The 16,875-nt window shown below is 65.1% G+C and carries 18 protein-coding genes; 7 read left to right on the top strand and 11 right to left on the bottom strand.

Annotated features, from left to right (window positions below):
* Window positions 1–75 precede the first annotated feature (75 nt).
* From EH199_RS22135 to EH199_RS22095, 9 genes are all read right to left on the bottom strand, one after another.
* On the bottom strand, window positions 76–366 hold the full coding sequence (locus tag EH199_RS22135; protein ID WP_124811248.1) for a hypothetical protein: 291 nt from the start codon (window positions 364–366) through the stop codon (window positions 76–78).
* A gap of 4 nt (window positions 367–370) precedes the next feature.
* A complete protein-coding gene (locus tag EH199_RS22130) occupies window positions 371–2,869 on the bottom strand; it encodes a TraC family protein (protein ID WP_124811247.1) in 2,499 nt (832 codons plus the stop codon).
* A complete protein-coding gene (locus tag EH199_RS22125) occupies window positions 2,866–3,519 on the bottom strand; it encodes a TraV family lipoprotein (RefSeq protein ID WP_124811246.1) in 654 nt (217 codons plus the stop codon). The genes EH199_RS22130 and EH199_RS22125 overlap by 4 nt, the downstream gene beginning before the upstream one ends.
* A 35-nt stretch (window positions 3,520–3,554) precedes the next feature.
* Window positions 3,555–4,853 (bottom strand): TraB/VirB10 family protein, encoded by a 1,299-nt coding sequence (locus EH199_RS22120; protein ID WP_124811245.1) that lies wholly within the window; start codon window positions 4,851–4,853, stop codon window positions 3,555–3,557.
* Window positions 4,850–5,548, bottom strand: a complete 699-nt coding sequence (locus EH199_RS22115; RefSeq protein WP_370449722.1) for a type-F conjugative transfer system secretin TraK — start codon at window positions 5,546–5,548, stop codon at window positions 4,850–4,852. Before EH199_RS22115 ends, EH199_RS22120 begins: the two co-directional genes overlap by 4 nt.
* A gap of 79 nt (window positions 5,549–5,627) precedes the next feature.
* The gene (locus tag EH199_RS22110; RefSeq protein ID WP_370449721.1) at window positions 5,628–6,227 is read right to left on the bottom strand and encodes a TraE/TraK family type IV conjugative transfer system protein; all 600 of its coding nucleotides are present in this window, start codon (window positions 6,225–6,227) and stop codon (window positions 5,628–5,630) included.
* 41 nt (window positions 6,228–6,268) lie between these two features.
* The gene (locus EH199_RS22105) at window positions 6,269–6,535 is read right to left on the bottom strand and encodes a type IV conjugative transfer system protein TraL (RefSeq protein ID WP_124811242.1); all 267 of its coding nucleotides are present in this window, start codon (window positions 6,533–6,535) and stop codon (window positions 6,269–6,271) included.
* A gap of 108 nt (window positions 6,536–6,643) precedes the next feature.
* Window positions 6,644–6,961: a hypothetical protein gene (locus EH199_RS22100; protein ID WP_124811241.1), complete on the bottom strand. Its 318-nt coding sequence runs from the start codon at window positions 6,959–6,961 to the stop codon at window positions 6,644–6,646.
* A gap of 191 nt (window positions 6,962–7,152) precedes the next feature.
* Window positions 7,153–7,926: a DsbC family protein gene (locus tag EH199_RS22095; RefSeq protein WP_124811240.1), complete on the bottom strand. Its 774-nt coding sequence runs from the start codon at window positions 7,924–7,926 to the stop codon at window positions 7,153–7,155.
* A 565-nt stretch (window positions 7,927–8,491) separates the two neighbouring features.
* On the opposite strand from EH199_RS22095, the gene EH199_RS22090 reads away from it, so the two are divergent.
* The 7 genes from EH199_RS22090 (at window position 8,492) to EH199_RS22060 (ending at window position 13,588) form a co-directional block, all read left to right on the top strand.
* Entirely contained in the window at window positions 8,492–8,902 is a 411-nt protein-coding gene (locus EH199_RS22090; protein WP_124811239.1) for a helix-turn-helix domain-containing protein, read from the top strand.
* 12 nt (window positions 8,903–8,914) lie between these two features.
* Complete coding sequence (locus tag EH199_RS22085) at window positions 8,915–9,556, top strand: GntR family transcriptional regulator (protein WP_124811238.1); 642 nt, start codon at window positions 8,915–8,917, stop codon at window positions 9,554–9,556.
* Between the two features lie 134 nt (window positions 9,557–9,690).
* On the top strand, window positions 9,691–10,053 hold the full coding sequence (locus EH199_RS22080) for an antitoxin Xre/MbcA/ParS toxin-binding domain-containing protein (RefSeq protein WP_124811237.1): 363 nt from the start codon (window positions 9,691–9,693) through the stop codon (window positions 10,051–10,053).
* A 27-nt stretch (window positions 10,054–10,080) separates the two neighbouring features.
* Window positions 10,081–10,626, top strand: coding sequence for an RES family NAD+ phosphorylase (locus EH199_RS22075; RefSeq protein WP_223806850.1), 546 nt, complete (start codon window positions 10,081–10,083; stop codon window positions 10,624–10,626).
* Window positions 10,627–10,918: 292 nt separating this feature from the next.
* Window positions 10,919–11,059: a benenodin family lasso peptide gene (locus EH199_RS22070; RefSeq protein WP_124811236.1), complete on the top strand. Its 141-nt coding sequence runs from the start codon at window positions 10,919–10,921 to the stop codon at window positions 11,057–11,059.
* A gap of 55 nt (window positions 11,060–11,114) precedes the next feature.
* Window positions 11,115–11,783 carry a lasso peptide biosynthesis B2 protein gene (locus EH199_RS22065; RefSeq protein WP_124811235.1) on the top strand — a complete coding sequence of 223 codons (669 nt, stop codon included), beginning with the start codon at window positions 11,115–11,117 and terminating at the stop codon, window positions 11,781–11,783.
* A complete protein-coding gene (locus EH199_RS22060; protein ID WP_124811234.1) occupies window positions 11,783–13,588 on the top strand; it encodes an asparagine synthase C-terminal domain-containing protein in 1,806 nt (601 codons plus the stop codon). Before EH199_RS22065 ends, EH199_RS22060 begins: the two co-directional genes overlap by 1 nt.
* Here the strand turns inward: EH199_RS22060 and EH199_RS22055 are convergent.
* On the bottom strand, window positions 13,519–15,657 hold the full coding sequence (locus tag EH199_RS22055; protein ID WP_190287386.1) for an Atxe2 family lasso peptide isopeptidase: 2,139 nt from the start codon (window positions 15,655–15,657) through the stop codon (window positions 13,519–13,521). The genes EH199_RS22060 and EH199_RS22055 overlap by 70 nt on opposite strands.
* Window positions 15,654–16,808: a TonB-dependent receptor gene (locus EH199_RS22050; protein ID WP_190287385.1), complete on the bottom strand. Its 1,155-nt coding sequence runs from the start codon at window positions 16,806–16,808 to the stop codon at window positions 15,654–15,656. The genes EH199_RS22055 and EH199_RS22050 overlap by 4 nt, the downstream gene beginning before the upstream one ends.
* Window positions 16,809–16,875: the final 67 nt, after the last annotated feature.

The raw sequence follows: 16,875 nt of genomic DNA, 5'->3' as shown, positions 1-16,875 counted from the left end.
GTTCTTTGACGTATCCATGCCTATGCGGGTAATTTGCTCCACGGGCGGCTCCCTTGATTGAGTCTTGCAACGCACTCACTCTGGCACATTGCGATGCCGTTGGGAGCCGTCCACCCCAACAAGGCAGGAGCCGGCGACCAGCAAAGAGGCGCGCAGCACCATCATCGTGGGCTGCTTGAGCAGGAGCCCTGCGAGGAGCACCAGCATGCCCATCATCACGGTTTCGATCATTACCAGACGGAAGCGCCACTGGAAGGATTCCGCCTCGAAGCGCTCGGCGAGCCGTTGCTCGACGATCACCTCGATCGCTTGCGTATCGGACCAGTTGAGCGGCAGCTGATCGGGGTGAGGGGTGAAGCGCGCCATGCGATTACGCTCCCACCAGGCCGGGCGCAGCGGGCGCACCCAGGATCTCGGATGGGTCGACGCCGGCGAGGCGGCAGATCGCTTCGAGCGGCGAGAGACCCTGGCGCATGAGTGCCTCGAAAGCCGCTACCTCATCGGGGGCCGAGGTGTTGATCCAGTAGGAGAAGGGATCGACGACCAGCCGCGCGATGCCGAGGCCCAGCGGCGAGTCGATGAAGACCTCGCTATAGTTAGGCTTGGAATTGCGGACCGACTTCAGCAGGTCGAGGACGAACCCCGAATAATCGAGGATCTTGTTGTCGACAGCCCGATCATAGGTCGAGCCCTGCAGCAGGAAGCGGGTCGCGGCATTTTCGAGGATGACCTGGCCGGTACCGCCAAACAGCATGAGGTCGTTCATCGACTGCAGCACGATGCCAAACGAGCCGCGATATTTGCGGGCGCGCCGATAACCCTGGCCGAATGCCTCGGCGAGACGCGACAGGTCCTGCCCATCGGTCGTGGTCATGAACTGCGCGGCTTCGTCGCAGAGCACGAAGCGGGGCTTGTCGCGCGCCGAGAGGTAGAGCTCCTGCGTGACCGCGTTCACGACCACCATGACGATGACGTTGAAGAGGTCCGGCATTGCCTTCAGGCGCTCGAGCTCGAGCACCACAAATTCGTCGTGGCGAATGTCGAGCGTCGAAGGCCCGTTGAAATAATGGCCATAGGCGCCCCCCGATCCGAAATCGCGCAGGTTGAAGGCGAGCTCGCGGGAAACGGGGATCAGATGGTCCACGCTGTCGAGTGCGGTTTCGACCTGGGAGGGGTAGGTGCCGAGCCATTCCCGCACGGCATCGATCCCGTGATCGGCGCGGCCCGTGTCGATCGTCCACTGGACCGCCGACTTGAGCAGGTTCCATTCCGAGGTGGTGACGCCCTTGCGGGTGGAAGCGTTCGCCATCTCCGCGACGATCGCGACCGCCATGGTAATGGCCGACTGCTTGTCGTCACCGTCGAGCGCGAGGCCCATGTCGAACGGATTGAGGACGAGATGCTCCTCGCCGATGTCGATATAGCGGCCCGAGCAGAGCGTGCAGAGCTTCCGGTAGCTGCCGCCGATATCGATGATGCGGATCAGCGAGCCTTGCGCATAATATTGCTGGCACAGGTTGTTGAGCAGGAAACTCTTGCCGGCGCCGCTCTCGGCTGAGACGATGAAATTGTAATTGTTGATGCGCGGATCGAACACGTCGAGCGTGACGAGCTGGCCCTTGCGTCCGGTGTAGAGCAGCGCCGGGCGCCCGCCGCCGCGAAAGTCAGTCTGGATCGGCGCCATCAGTACCGCCGCCTTCACCGGCATGCGGAAGTCGCGTTCGAGCAGGCGCAGCGTCGTGCGATCGGGATAGAGCCCGAACGGCAGGCTCATCACCAGAAGCGTCGGGTTGAGATAGCTCTCCTCCTGCATCGAGAAGGGCAGGGGTTCGCCCTCCCAAAGCCGCTTGGCGCGCGCGGCCAGGTCGCGGGCGTGCGCCCGGTCCCGCCCGAACACCCAGATGGTCGGGATGACGCGGACGAACTTGCTGTTGCCCGCCTCGTCGAGGATCCAGCCGATCTCCTCGATCTGCTTGCCGACCTCGACCGCGAAACTGCCCGCGGCCTTTTGCGCCGACAGAATCTGTGCGCGCTTGTGGATCTCGAACTGCGAATGATCGAACAGGATGTTGAGCGTGTAGAGGAACGGCCCGCCGATCTGGTCGCTGTCTTCGGACGCGCCGCGCATACCGCCCATGAAGCGATTGGCCCGCTCGGCGGTGATCCGGCGCGCAGGCGCCTTAGGCGTCAGGCAGCGCGCCACCTGATTGCCGAGGAACACCTCGGCGCCCTCGAACACGAGATCGGGGCCGGCATCGATGATCTGCTTGGCGATTGGCGGCGCGCCGACGGTGGTGCCGTCGGCAAATACGCCGGGTGCGGAATCCGCTACGCCGTTGAAGATGCGGCGGTAGAAGGCGACCATGTCCTCCGGCGGCAGTCGGCGAATGCCGAGCTTTGACAATTGCTCCTCGACCTGTCGGCGCAGATCCTCACCCAGCGGTCGCCGCGTCTTGATCGACAGCAGCGTCCGGAAGTTGCGGACCGGAATCCCGTGCAGAGCCTTGAGGCCATGACGCCCTTCGCTCAGATAGGCGTGGGTATGGCGCGCCGAAGCCTGGATCAGCGGATCGTCGCGGGTCTTGAGATCGAGGAAGGCGTCGAGCGCGCCATCGATCAGCGGGTCCGCGAAGGTGTGAAGCTGAAGGACGGTCCCGTCGGGGAAATGGATGTTGAGCAGCCCTTGCAGCGCGCCCTGGACATGGGCGAACATATAGGCGGTCGGCTCCAGCTCCCAGGCGTGACCCCAGGTGTCGTCGATGCACAGGAACGCTTCGCTATCCCCGTCCCAGGCAACGAGCGGGAGATGATCCGAGAAGCTGTCGCGCCGGACCGCGCTGCGTAGCCGCGCATAGCTGAGCGCCCTCATGGCTGCGGCTCCGGTGCGGGCGGGACGATCGCCGGGGACGCGGGAACGGTCGCACGCTCCGGTGTCGACGCCGGCTCACCGTCGGAGGTTACCGGATCGCGCACCTGGCCAAGGATGGGGGCCTGCGACGCGCGGCCGGGCGCGGCGACGAACGCGCCGCCGACGACCCAGACCGGCTTGTCGATCACCGAATAGACATAGCGCGGCATATAGAGGCGGTCGGGCCGCTGCCGATCGGCATAGGGCAGGATCAGCGTGCGCACCGTCCGTGCCGGCTTCAGCATCGGGGTGACGGGCGCCTCGATCAGGCCCTTGAGCTCCTGGTAGACGCTGTCGCGATAACTGCCATAGGCGGTGCTCGAGCCATTGCTGCCCGGTTTGCCCTTGGCCACGGCCTTGCCCTGGTCCTGGCCGCGCAGCATCGCTCGATCGTTGGTGACCTTGGGATCCGACTTCGACGCGACGCCGGCGACCGCGTCCTCATAAGCCCGGTCGGGATGGATGCACTGTCCGTGATCGCTGTTCTTGCAGTCGAACTTCTCGGAATAGGGCGACATCATCGAACCGACGGCGGCGCATCCGCTGAGTAGAGCGAGCAGGCCCAGCGACAGGAACGTGCGATGGAAAAGCTTACGGGATGCCGGCTGCATGGCGGGACCTCCTTTGGGGTGGGGCGCGAGGAGCATCAGAATTTGCTCCCGACCGACGGCTTGATCTCGAGGGCGAGGCCCTCCTGGATGACGACCACGACATCCTTGGCGGCGCCGACTTCGACGACCGGTCCGGCCTGACGGGCGAGATCGAGGTAGAAGTCGGTGAGCTTGTCCGAGGACTGGGAGAGGCCGCCCGCGACGCCCGACTTGACGGCGTCGCCTGCATCGAGGCTGCGGACGCTGCCCAGCGCCGAGGTCGAGAGGCTGCCGAACGATCCTTCGACACTCTGCGAGATACCGGCGATCGTGCCGGCGATGAACGAGCGGGCGAGCGTCGCTCCGGCGCGGGTTACGACCTTACCCGACAGGCCCTTCTTGCCATCGGCATCGACGAAGAAACCCTTGATCGCTTGATCGACGACGGCATGGCTCTCGAAGTCCACGCAGGAAATCGACACAAGCTGGATCTCGACTCGCTCCTTCGCCAGGCTCCCTGTCGCGTTGCCGATGACGAAGCAGCCGGCGAGGTTGGCCTTGACCTCGTTGGGAAGTACGGCGGGCGCCTGGACCCTGGCGATGATCGGTTCGGGATTACTGGTCGCGTCCCGGCTCGCCAGCGCGTCTATGCCGGTCAGCAGCCGCGCCTTCATGAAACCAGGTGGCAAATAGATCGTCCGCTTCCCTTTTTTTGACGAGGGCGAGCTGCCGGCACCTCCTTCCGGGGCTTGGGTGGCGGTTGCCGCGCCGATTGCGCCGACCTGGCGCTGCGTGGGTGGGGCCGGGGGCGCCGGCGGCGCGGACGGAGCAACAGGCGGCGCCGGAATCTCATCGGCCACGTTCCTTGCTTCGGGCGGGGCGGGGGGATAGGCCGGAGCCTCGCCAGGAATTGCAGGCGGTAGATCGCCGCCATCGCCGGACGCGGTCGCGTGGGCGCCGGTCCCCGGAACGACCTTGCCTTCCTCGATCGCCGTGACCCGGTCGCCGAGCAGGGTCTGCCCGTCGAGGATCTTCTGCAGATCCCCACGCAGCTTCACTTCCAGGCTGTCGCCGCGAAGTCCCGCACCCATGTCGAGATTGCTCGCTTGGGGCGCCTTGGGCGCTTCCTTCTTCCCGCTCGAACTTGCTGTGTAGAGGCCAAGGCCAAGGAGCGCGATCGTCGAGACCACACCGAATTGCTTGGCGCGAAGCTTCTGGTCCGAGGTGAGCCTCGACCACTGCGCCCGCAGATCGAGCAAAGCGGGGCGAGCTGACGTGTCGAGCGTGGCGTCGTCCGCGTCGGCGCGGGGCGCAGCGGGCGGTGCGACCTGCGGGCTGTCCTCTGGTGTGGTCATGACTGAACGCTCCGGCGGACGACGATCAGCCGGGCGGTCTCGCTGGGCCCCAGCGTCAGGCGATCGAGCGTGATGGCGAAAATGTCGGCCCCGAGCGCGCTATCGAGAAAGTTGCGCTCATCGAGCGTGACGGCGGCGCTGGACCGGAAGAGATATTCACTCACAGAAAGGTCGGCGCCCTCGACTTCGAGACGGCGTCGTTCGGTCAGCGTCGCGGTCGGGAGGTCCGCGAGGATCAGGCGATCACGCGACGGCGCCACCTCGGAGAAGGAGGCCGGCACGCGGTCCTGCAGGATCGCAAGGGCGATGCCCACGGCCCGCTCTTCCTCGACGAGCGGCCCGAGCAGGGCATTATTGGCCCGGGCGCGCTGTACGCCGCCAGGAGCCAGCGTGACCGTCTGCGCCGGAATGTCGGCGGGCTCGGCGTAGAGTGGATAAATCGCGCCATTGCACGAGACGAAGAATTCCGAAGGCGTCGTCACATACGTGCGCGTCTTGCCGGCTCCGCCTGGGACATTGGGATCCTCGGTTTCCAGCACAAGAAACTTGATCCAGGCGTCCGAGCCGCCGCGCTCGACGGCGAGACCCTTCTCGGCCGAGAATTTGACGTCCTCGATGTCACCGCCGACGCAGACGATATGATTGACGTCGCGATTGGACAGCCGGATCCGGCTCGTCTGGTCGGACAACGCCATGATCGCTTGGGCGAGGGTGGGCGTGGCAGCGGGAACGGACGCGATAAGCGTCCCGGCGAGGCAGGCAAGCCTCGCCCGATTACCGGATATCGGCACTGAAGTTCTCCTCCTGGAGGGCGGTCAGCCAGAAGCGGCCGTTCTCGAGGGCGTAGCGGATGCGCAAGTTTCCCCGGAATTTGCGGATCACCCCGCCGATCACGCGCACCTTCTCGACGGGCACGAGGATCTCGCTCCCCGTCCAGGTAACGGGCTGGTCGCCGCGGATGTAGGTTGCAATCGAGAGCGTCGGATTGTTGCCGAGCTCATCGAGCAGACGGCTCAGGCTATCGCGCAAGCCGTTATAGGCGCTGGGATGGGCGATGCGCAGCAGCTCCTGGAACTGCCGATCGGCCGAATAGGCGGAATAGGTGCCAGCAAGGCCGACGATGTTGAAGGTGATCGCGCGCAGGTAGGTCTCGGACGGTTTGTTGCCCGTCACATAGAGGTCGCCGTCGGCGCCGAACGGCACGATCACGGTGCGCGCGTTCTGGTGCGAGGTGTAGATGACCGTGCCCAGCACGGCCGTGATGCCGAAGAGGCCGGCGATCGCCACCTTGAGCAGCCGGTTTTCCTCGAAGAGATTGGCCGAACCCTGGAGGTAGCGGTGCAGGTGCCAGCTCGGCCGCGTATCGCCGATCATGTCGGCCTGGGGCTTGCGCCTGAAGGGATTTGCCATCGCGCTTACTCGAAGAAGCGGGTCTGGGTCGGACCCGGATAACGGCGGAAGCGGGCGAGGCCCCAGCGCCAGGCCAGATGGGGCACGAACCCGCGCGGCTTGGTCCGCTTCCAGGGAATGAAGAGGAGAAGGGCGCCGATGAGCAGCCAGCCAATGATCCCGCCGACGATGACCGCGACGAAGATCGTGGACATCACGACGATGAACTCCTGGCTGTCGAACCAGAGGATCTGGGTCGGCTTATGCAGGAACTGCGGCAGACGCTCGTCCACGCCCTTCTCCCTTGCTTCACCACGCCGCGAGGCGTGGGGTCCGAAAGGCGCCCATCGCCTTCCGTATCGTAAGGGCGGCCGACCAGGCCGGCGCGCCCGGTCCCGATCTCAGATCACCATGCCGAAGGTCTGGAGGATAGAATCGGCCTTGATGAGGCAGACCGCCGCCACGATCGTCGGGATGCCGATCATGATGTTCGAGAAGAGCCGCGAGACGCCGAACAGGAAGGCGGCAACGCCGCCCACGAAGCCGAGCGGTCCCTTGACGCCCTGGTTCACGACGATGTCGTAGATGTCGTAACCAAGGTCGCCGGCGGCCGGCGCCTGGAAGGCGTAAGCGGCACTCGTGCCGGCGATCGCGGCCAGGAGGAAAAGGACCGCCGCGCCGATCGTGCGGAACGTCCTTCCTCGAAGCAGAGTCAGCATAGTCAGTCTCCTTTTTGACCAAAGAGGTCGTCGTCGGAGCCGTCCGGAACATGCTTGCCGGTACCGATCGGTGGTCGCGTCCGGCCGACGGCTGCGCTGGACGGCCCCTGGAGGCGCGCGCCCGCCGGCATTCCGGTCCCGGGCGGCGCGGGCGCGCGCGCAGGGGCCGCCAAAATCGTCTCGGCTGGCCGTCAGGGGCCGTGCTGGGGTTTGCGGCTCCGGGTCTCGAGGAAGGTCTCGAGCTCGGCCTGCTGGAAGCCGGACACGAGCTTTCCATCGACAAACAGCGTCGGCGTGCCCGACACGCCCATCTTGCGGACCGTATCCGCGTCGCGGGCAACCTTCTCCGCGCCGGCCCGGCACTTGAGAAGGGCGGCGGGCTGCGCGCCGGCATAGATGGCCTTGAACGTTGCCTGTGGGTCAGGGGAGCACAGGATATGCTCGGCCTTCGCGGCCGCTTGGCGGTGGATGCCACTGACGAAATAGACGAGACGTTGGACAGGCTTGCCCTCGGCCTCTTTTGCCAACCAGAAGCGCTCGAGCGCCTGGCAATAGGGGCATTCGGGATCGGTGAACTCGATCACCTTCGGCGCGCCCGTAGGGCCGATGACCAGTGCACTGGCAGGATCCAGGGCTTCAAGGCGCTCCCTTGCGCTGGCATCTTGCGCGAGCGCCGTCAGGTTGATCCCGTTCTTGTCGTATATCGCGCCAAACACGAGGTGTTCGCTTTCCGGCGCGAAATAGATGGTCCTGCCACCGGCGTTCGCCTGGTAGATCGGCCCTTTGACTGGCGAGGGCGCGAAATCGGTGAACTGGAGGTTCGTAAAGGTCTGTTGAAGCTTCCGCTGGGCCTCCCCCGCTGCCTCATCGAGCGCGGCCGTGTCGTCCTTGGCCGTCTGCGGGCTGGCAAAGGCGGGCGTTGAGAGCACGAGCGCGATGGCAGCGAGGCTCGCGCGGCGTGACATTCCAGGCGGTGCTGCGGGCGTTGCGCGGCAGGGCATAAGGCATGTTTCTCCATGGCGGCGATCGCGGGAGGCGATGGCCGTTCACGTCTGGGGTGGACTGTTGGAACGCTTGGTGCTGTCGGGCTTCGCTTGCCGTCACCACTTCGATGGAGAGGTGATGACGCAAGCAGGTCGAGAGCCGCAATAGGGGAGGCATTGTGCTTCCGCGTTAGGAAGCCCGCTGCCGGAAGAGGAACCCAGGTTCCTGATCCGGAACCGGATTTCCGGTTGTTGGAGCCGCCCCGGGGCTCACCGGCCGGAACTTCGGCGGATCTGTTACCGTACGAGCGGTTCCCCCGGACGAATCACCCCTTCGAAACAGCGCCCCGGCATCGGTCACTCCGCCCGCGATTCATGCGGTGGAATGAAATAGCAGGCGATCTCTGGTGCATTCCCGGCTCTGGCGCGGCGTGTTATTGGCTCCCAGATCGGGAACGATACCAATTGACGCATCGTCCCGGTGAAAACAGGTTGATGCAGTCGGACTACGCAGAAAGCTTTGAGCCACGGACAGGGAGACCTGATCATGTCGTCTCAGGCATCAAGTCAGTCCGATGAAGGGCCGATATTGCATCGTATAAAGGTGACATCCGGATGGTGTATCGAGGAGAAGCGCCGGCGTAGCCGGTTGTCCCAGGAAGCATTGGCTGACGACGTGGGCATAACGGTGCGCTGGCTTCGGGAAATCGAAGGCGGCAATCCCCGCGCAACCATTGAAGACCACTTGCGCTGCGCTGCCAGCCTTGGCCTGGCGACCGGGTATCTCCTGATCCTCATCCTGTTCGTGGAGCGACAGATGAACTTTCCGCGAGAACTCCTGCTGGACGACCTGTCCGAGCTCGAGGAACGTTGTGTAAGTTCCATCGCGGAGTATTCGGTTAAACGCCTGGCAAAGCGTCTTGGGCTATCGGGCCGGCGCGATATCGGGCCAGATTGAGGGCGTTGTCCGATGGCGCCCGAAATGGTTCTCGCTGAGCAGACCTATCGAGCCTTGAAGGACGCGATCATGCATGGTCGCTTTGCTCCCGGCGCGCCGCTTAACACGCATGCCGTCGCCGCCGAGCACGAGATCAGCGTCAGTCCCGTAAGGGACGCCTTTCACCGGCTCGTCGGTGAGCGGCTGCTGGAAAGCAGACCATCCGGCGGATTCCAGATACCTTTCGCCACAGCCGAGAGCGTCAGGGCTCTGTATCTCTGGCACCACAGCCTGCTGCGGATGGCTTTCAGTTCCATGGCGAAAGCAGATCTCCATCAGGGGGGCGAGGAACCATCGTGTTTCTCCCAACCGGTGGACGCGGCCGGTATTGCCGCGGCGGCGAGCGAACTTTTCGCGGGCCTTGGAGCGCGCTCGGGTGACAGCGAGCTTGCCTTTGCCATTCGAGCGGCAGGAGATCGTCTGCATACGCTGCGTATCTGCGAAGGGCTCTACAAGGATCGGGTGGACGAGCTGCAAAAGTTGCGGGCTGTTCTCGTCAGCGGAGCATTCCCCGGTGCGCGCAGAGCATTGGGTGCCTATCTTCGCTGGCGGCTGCACCACGTCGATGCCATTCTCGCTTGTCTATACGACCCGAGGAACTGGCGGCGCTCCTGATCCCGGGCGCGCCAAACGCGGGAGATTCGCTAGCGCAATCGGCCGACCGCGGTGTGCCTGTCCTGAAACGATCTTGACTCTCCACGCTGCTTGCCGCATATATCATCCCGAATATGGTCATATGGTGAGGCGAAATGGCCAGCGCGGCATTTCTCAGCGAAGTCTCGGGCGAGAAGGGTGTCTCGGCCGACCGGCTGTCGGCAGCACTTCATATCACCAAGTCGGAACTGGCGCTTGCCGCCGGTCTGTCGCGTGATGCGGTTTCGAAGGCTGCCCGCAGTAACAGCGTGACCACGCAGGCGCGACTGCGGGAGATGAGTGAGATAATCAACCGGGTCATCCCGTGGGCGGGCAGCGAACTCGCCGCCTACGCCTGGTACAGGTCGCAACCGCTGCCGTCGTTCGGCGATGCCACGGCGGAGGAGCTGGTGCGCCAGGGTCATGGTGAGAAGGTTCGCGCCTATCTCGGCCGGATCGCTGCCGGCGGCTTTGCCTGATCCTTGGGCCGGACTTCCAAAGCGATCTTGCCGTTCAGCCGGTTCGACGGGTTGGCTTATCGTGCGCATCATCCCGCCTGGGCCTTCGATCCGGAGTCCGGCGAAGGCGCGAGGATCCATGGTGGCCGTTTTAACCGTATCGGTACGGCGTGTTTCTATGCGGCCCTGAGCCTCGAGACGGCTTGGCTGGAGGCCCAGCAAGGCTTTGCCTTCAAGGCACAACCATTGACGATCTGCAGCTATCGGGCCGCCCTTTCCGATATTCTCGATCTCACCGACCATCATGTCCGCGAGCTGGTACAGGTCACCCTGGCGCAGCTCGGTTGTGCGTGGGAGCGGCTCGCCGGAGATCGCAAGCCGGTTCCGACCTGGGATATGGCAGACCGGCTGATCGCAGCCGGCTGCGCCGGCGTGATTGTTCCCAGCTTTGCCTCGCGCGCTACGTCCGACGATCGGAATCTGGTGCTGTGGTCGTGGGGCCGCAATCCGCCGCATCGCCTTGAGGTCATCGACGATGAGCAGCGCTTGCCGCGCGATCAGTCGTCATGGCGGGAACACACAAAACGGACCTGATGTTTGGAGAGAGCAGCATGATATCTGCGTCTCGGTCCCGGACGATGCACGGCCCGGTTGGGGGCGGACGAGCGCATTCCGAAGCCCTGCGGGCATTCGATGCGCCACTTGCAAGGATGTGGCTTGTCACCCGACAGGATGCTCCGAGGACCGGACGACGATAACCGGACCGTGCTTCCCTTCGGGATGCGGCACACTCCCACATCGGGAACGTATAGGCTCACGTATACGCGGGTGGAAACCTAGCCTTGGCGATGCTGCCGATCATGGCGGCGACCAAGAGGAGGTATCTATGGACCATGCCCACAAGACCGACGCCGAGCTGATCGACCTCGGGGACGCGAGGATCGAGACCAAGGGGCCGCCGGCCGGCGAGAAGTTCGACATTCTCGGCCCGAGCCGGGTCGGGGAAACGGGCCTCAACGACGAATGATTTCGGAGGATGCGCAGGAATCCTGCGCATCCTTCTCCGTGTGAGGGGCGTGGCCTTGTACCTTGCAGACCACATACGCATCGCCGAGATCGGCCCGCAGATGGTGCTGCTCGATCTCCGCCGATCCCGTTATCATGCGGTACCGCCCCCTGTGCGCGATGTCCTGCGGCAGGTGATGAGCGGCCAGGCACTCGGGCCTGGCCCGTCGAGGATCGGTGCTCTCCTGGTGGACCACGGACTTCTTGATCAGCGGGAGACGCCTGCCGGCTGCGATCGGCCAGTGCCGCCGCTTCTGGACGATGACGGGACCGTTGTCGCCATTGCGGAAGGACGCTGCTCGAAACAGTGGGTCGCGAGGCTGCTTGTGCTGCAGATCGCGAGCGCCTGGGCATTGCGGGTCCAGAGCCTTGAGACCCTGGTGGCGCGGCTCGCGTGCATGCGCGCGAACAGTGCCGGACATGGCGCCGGCGATGCCGAGGCTGCACGGGACGCGATTGTGCGCGCCTTTCGCGCGACCCACAGGGTGATCCCGCCGCGCAATCGCTGTTTCATGAAGTCCATTGCCCTGTTCAAGGCCTTGACCGCGGCGGGCATCGGCGTCGACCTCGTGGTCGGCGTCCGGGCCGCTCCATTTTTCGCGCATTGCTGGGTGCAGCACCAGGGGCATCTGCTCGACGATACCGTGGAGCGGGTTCGCCTTTTCACGCCAATCCTGTCGGTCTGATGCAGACGAGGTACCTGCTTGCCGTTTTCAGCGATGCCACCGCTTGCGAAAGCGAACGGCGCGGGATCGATGATCGCCTCCTGTTTGCGCGCCGGGATTTCCCGGGCAGGGCATCGCTCTGGACTCGTCACCGCGAACAGGTCTGTCATACGGCCGGTGGAAACGGCGTGGCGCTCGGCCTGGTGGTGGCCCGTCAGGAGAGCGCCATCCGGCTTCATCGCTCGCCCGCCAGGGATGTCGCGCCGGCGTCGGACATATCGCTCGATGACCTCCTGAAAGAGACCTGGGGCAACTACATCGCTTTCGAGACGGAAACGTCGACGGACAGCGCAACGGTGCTGCACAGCCCTTTGGGGACGCTGGCAGCGTACTACGTCAGGACGCACTGGGGCTGGGCGTTCGCATCGGACGTCGATCTGCTGTGTGACGCCGGGATTCTCGCCCCCGCAGTCGACTGGGTTCGATTGGAGGAGCACTTGCAGAGGCCGGTGTTCCAGCATGCGGAGACCTGTCTCGTCGGCGTCCGCGAGCTTATGCCGGGCACTGCCATGACGATCGAACGCGACGGTCGCAGCACACTGCGCAGCCAGTGGTCCTACCGGGATCACATGACCCCTGCAGCCGGCGGATTTGCCGAGGCGGCGGACCGGTTGCGAGAGGCCATTGTCCTCGCTGTATCAGGCATGACCGACCAGGATACCCGGCTCGCCGTGAGCGTCTCGGGCGGTCTCGATTCCTCCATCGTCGCGGCTTGCACGGTCAGCGCCGGTGTTCCTGTCGAACTCTTTACACTCGCCGGGGATGACCCCGACGCCGACGAGCGCGGTTTTTCCCGACCGCTCGCCCGTTACCTCGGCCAGCACCTGCATGAATTTCGGTTCGATGCGGACGATGTCGACCTCCTGCGATCGAGCACGCGCCACCTTCCAAGGCCACTGGGACATGCCCATGCCCAGACGCTTGCCGCGAAATGCGCGATCCTGCGCGATCGCTTTGGCATTGAGGCGATCCTTACGGGCATGGGTGGAGACAATGTGTTCTGCTCTAACTTTTCCTCCTTGCCGCTCGTCGATCGCATGCGTTGCGAAGGGCCAGGACACGGCGCCTGGGAAACGCTGAAGGCGCTGGAAGAGATTACCGGCGCGACAACGCTCGCGATCGGCTGGCAGGCGCTGCGCACGCTGTGCTTCGGGCGGAGGCCTGACTGGCGCCCGGGGCTTGCCGGTTTCCTGAGCAGGGACCTCGGCATGAGCGGACCGGACCCATTGGGGTCGGACCCGCGGCGGCCGCCGCGTCGCGAATTGCCGGGCAAGGTCTATCACGCCGAGATGATCGCGCGCGTCCTTCCCTATGTGGAGGGCTTCGACCGTGCCGAAGCGCCTGCCTTGCTTTCTCCCCTGCTGGCCCAACCGGTTGTCGAGACCTGCCTCGCCATACCGTCATGGCACTGGAGCGCATCGGGCCAGACGCGTTCCGTCGCACGTATGGCATTCCGGGGCATGTTGCCGCCGTGGATAGTCAACCGCCGGTCCAAAGGCGGCCCCGATGCCTTTGCCCGCGACCTGGCACTGGGCCGCATCGCGCAATTGCGGGAGATCATCCTGGACGGCGAACTGTTGCGCCGCGGTTTGCTGGACCGCAGACGTATCGAGGCGGCGCTGGAAACCGCCTCGCTCTTCCGCTTCGGCCATCACAGCCTTTTGCTGCATATCGCCGATACCGAGGCCTGGCTTCGTCACTGGTCCGGGCGAGGGGCGGCAGCATCTCCTGCCGTTTCGGTTGCAGGTTCCTTGACACCGGTCTGACGCAGCGTGTCCCGCATCGCTTGCCACCGTGCGAGATCGGGTTCGCCGACAAGATCGGTGGAGCGTCGGTCGCGCAGCCAGAAGTCGAACCAGGCGATATTGCGATCGTAAATCGCCTTTCGGTGGAGCGGCCCGATCTTGACGTGGCGCTCGTTGGGGAAAACATAAGCCTCGACCGGCGCGCCCGTTTCGTGAAATGCTGCAAGGGTTTGCTGTGCCAGCAGGAACTCCTCGTCGGGCAGCTGCATGAGCAGTGGGGTGCGGAACGTCCGTGCGTTCCGGGCCAGCGACATCGGCTTCCAGAATTCCGGCGCATCGTCGGTGATCGGAGGATAGCCGACCTTGCGGAAGGTCGCGGCCGTGACCGGCCCGGCAACGGCGAAAGTCCAGGGATCGATGCAGCAATTGCTGACCGCCGCCGCCGAGAACGTCGCACTGTTGAGCAGGGCGAACATGACCGACGTGGCGCCATCGCTGAGGCCCGTCAGGCCAACGCGACGCGGATCGATGAGTCCCTGATCGACCAGCGTGGCAACGCCCCTGTCGAGCGAGGACTGGACATTACGCCGGTCGGTCCAATGCGTGGTGCCATGGCGCAGCAGATCTTCCACCGTCCGGATCCCGGCCGTGTCCGTGCCCACGTCCTGCGTCCGCTCGGTACTGAGAACCGCGAAGCCGCGTGCGGCAAACAGCTGGATCGGGTATTCGTCACCCGTCGCGCCGCGCAGGAAGCCGCGCGTCTGGTACGTCGTGACGATCAGCGGCAGGCGCGCGTTTGGCGCCGTGCCCGCCGGCAGGACGAGCTCGCCGAAGGCCTCGCTGCCATCTTGCGTCGACCAGCGCAGGCGCCGCGCGGGCTGGAGCTCGATCGACCGGAATTCGGGGTTGGGATCGAACAGGGATCGCATCGCGCCTGTGCGAAGATCGATCGTGATGATCCTGCGCGGTTGTGTCGGCGCCTCGTGGCCGCACAGGAGGGCAGGGCCGACCCGCAGGCAGCCGACCAGGAAATCGTCGGTCAACAGGATGCGTTCGGGGCGGGGTGCTCGCCTGTGCCACACATAGAGTCCGGTCTGGCTCGCCGCCCAGCCTTCGCGCCGCAGATAGGCGATGTCCTTGCCGTCGTCGGACCACCAGAACGCCGTCGCGTGATCGCAGAGCGGCTCGGGGCAAGCCCGGCGGTGCGGACCGTCGGACACGCCGAGCACTTTGGGAGAGCCATAGCGATCCGGGTGTTTGGGCGAGAGCCAGGCCTTGGAAGTGCCCGGCCCCGAAGTAACTTCCGCTTTGCTTGCCTTGCCCAGCCAGTTCTTTTCCTCGTCGGTCGCCGGGCGCACGGAGCCGGTGTCGAGGTCGACAGATCGCACCTCGGTAGCGGCGGAGACGGGAAACGGTCGCGCGGAGACGAACGGCAGGAAGCGCTCGTCATAGCGATGTCCGGTGCTGTCTTCCTGGCGGATCGCTGCGGACGCGGCGGCGAGGTCGAAGCGGCCGGATACGATAATGCGTTTGCCGTCCCCGGACCAGGCAAAGTCCTCGACTGTTTCATCCGTCGCCGGAACCATGTGCCGCTCGCTGCCGTCCGTGCTCACGCGCCAGAGGCGCGTCACGCCGTCCGCTGCACGCAGATACGCGATCCAGCGCCCGTCGGGCGACCACCTGGCCGTGACGAATGCCGGAACGTTCCCCGGGATCGTCGGGCCGCGATAATTGAACGGTCGCATCGCGAGCCCCGGGTGCGGGTCGAGCAGCCGCGCCACGCCAGTGTGCGGATCGAGGACCACCAGGCCGGCGCAATAGGAATCGTTCGCGAGATCCGCGCGCTGGATCGGAAACACGACCTGCGATCGGTCGGGCGAGAGCGAGAGCTCGAGCGTCGATGCGAGTGCCGCGGGATATCCGAGGTCGCGCAGTTCGATCAGGTCTTCCGCCCTGGGCGCGCGCGCGGGGCCGGCATTGTCCGGCCAGCGCAACACCGTGTCGCACGCCACGGGAAGGGATGGGACCGCCAGCGCCGCCGAAGGGCTGAACGCCAGCGCGGCGGTCCCGAGAAGAAGCGCGCGGATCACCAGCGCTTCCCCACAGCCAGACCGATGTAACGGCCCTGGATCGAATAATTCGCCGAGTCATAGGGTGGATAATAGAAATCGGCCGGAACGATGCGCGCGGGCATGCGGTTGCCGATATTGAGCACCGTGAAGGCGACGTCCCATCCGGCTTGGGTGTCCTTGTCCGATGGCGCAAACCGGATGGTAAGGTCGAACGTCGTGATGCCGTACACGGGGACCTTGTTGGTCGTATCCAGGACGCCGCCCACGAAGTTCGCCACGGGTGTAACGGTCACCGCGCCCTTGCGCCACGCAAGATCGAAGCGTCCACGCCAGTGGGGCGGGTTGTAGATGCTGCCGGCCCTATCGATGCGTGCCGCGCCGGAGATATTGACCTGGCTGCTGGTGATGTACGATGCCGACCCGTTGAGACTGATCTGTCCCGCCGTACCAAGGTCGACCGGCATCGAGGCCCCGAGATCCAGGCCCTCGGCCTCGAGCAATGCAAGATTGTGGTAGCGGTTGTCGAATATCGCGATGACGTTGGCCGCATTGTAGGGCCGGCCCGCGACGTTGGTGATCGCTCCGCCGACGGAGGCGACCAGCGCGTCCGATTGGCTCGTGGTCGGCGCCAGCGTGACGAGATCGGTATAGAGCGGGTTGGTGAGCGCGCCGCTCGAAGTGCCCAGCGGAGCCTGGATGCGCCCGCGATACCGGACGTTGAAATAGCTGGCGGTGATGGAGCCTCCCCGCAAGATACCGGGGTGGATCCGGATTGTCGTGGTCCAGGTGCGGGCGCGCTCCGGCTTGAGATCCGGATTGCCGCCGTTGCGCACGAGGACGGTCGCGGTGGCCGGATAGCCGCTGGCAAACGTGCTGGCCCGCGACAGCGTCACGGTGGCGGGCGTCGCCAGCTGGAACAGCGTCGGCTCCTTGAACGAACGTCCCCACGAACCCTGGATCGACACGCCCGGGACGGGTTCGTAGGTCAGGCCGATCTTGGGCGTGAACACGCTGCCGGTCTCGGCATCGTGCTCGGCTCGCCCGGCAAGGGTCAGGTCAAGCCGGCGCACGCCGGGCCGGGCATTGTCCGGGCCGACGAGCGGCGCGATATATCCTGACAGTCCAGCGCTAATGTGAATTCCAGCGCCATTTTTGCGAACCTGTTTCACGCCGCCATCTCCTCGGCCTGGGGCTGCTGGGCATGCATCCAATCGGCTGCGGCCTGGGCCTTGCTGG

Source organism: Novosphingobium sp. LASN5T, from assembly GCF_003856955.1.
In the GTDB taxonomy this organism is placed as follows: domain Bacteria; phylum Pseudomonadota; class Alphaproteobacteria; order Sphingomonadales; family Sphingomonadaceae; genus Novosphingobium.
The sequence above is the reverse complement of the archived record's forward strand: the minus strand, read 5'-3'. Positions and strand labels throughout refer to the sequence as shown.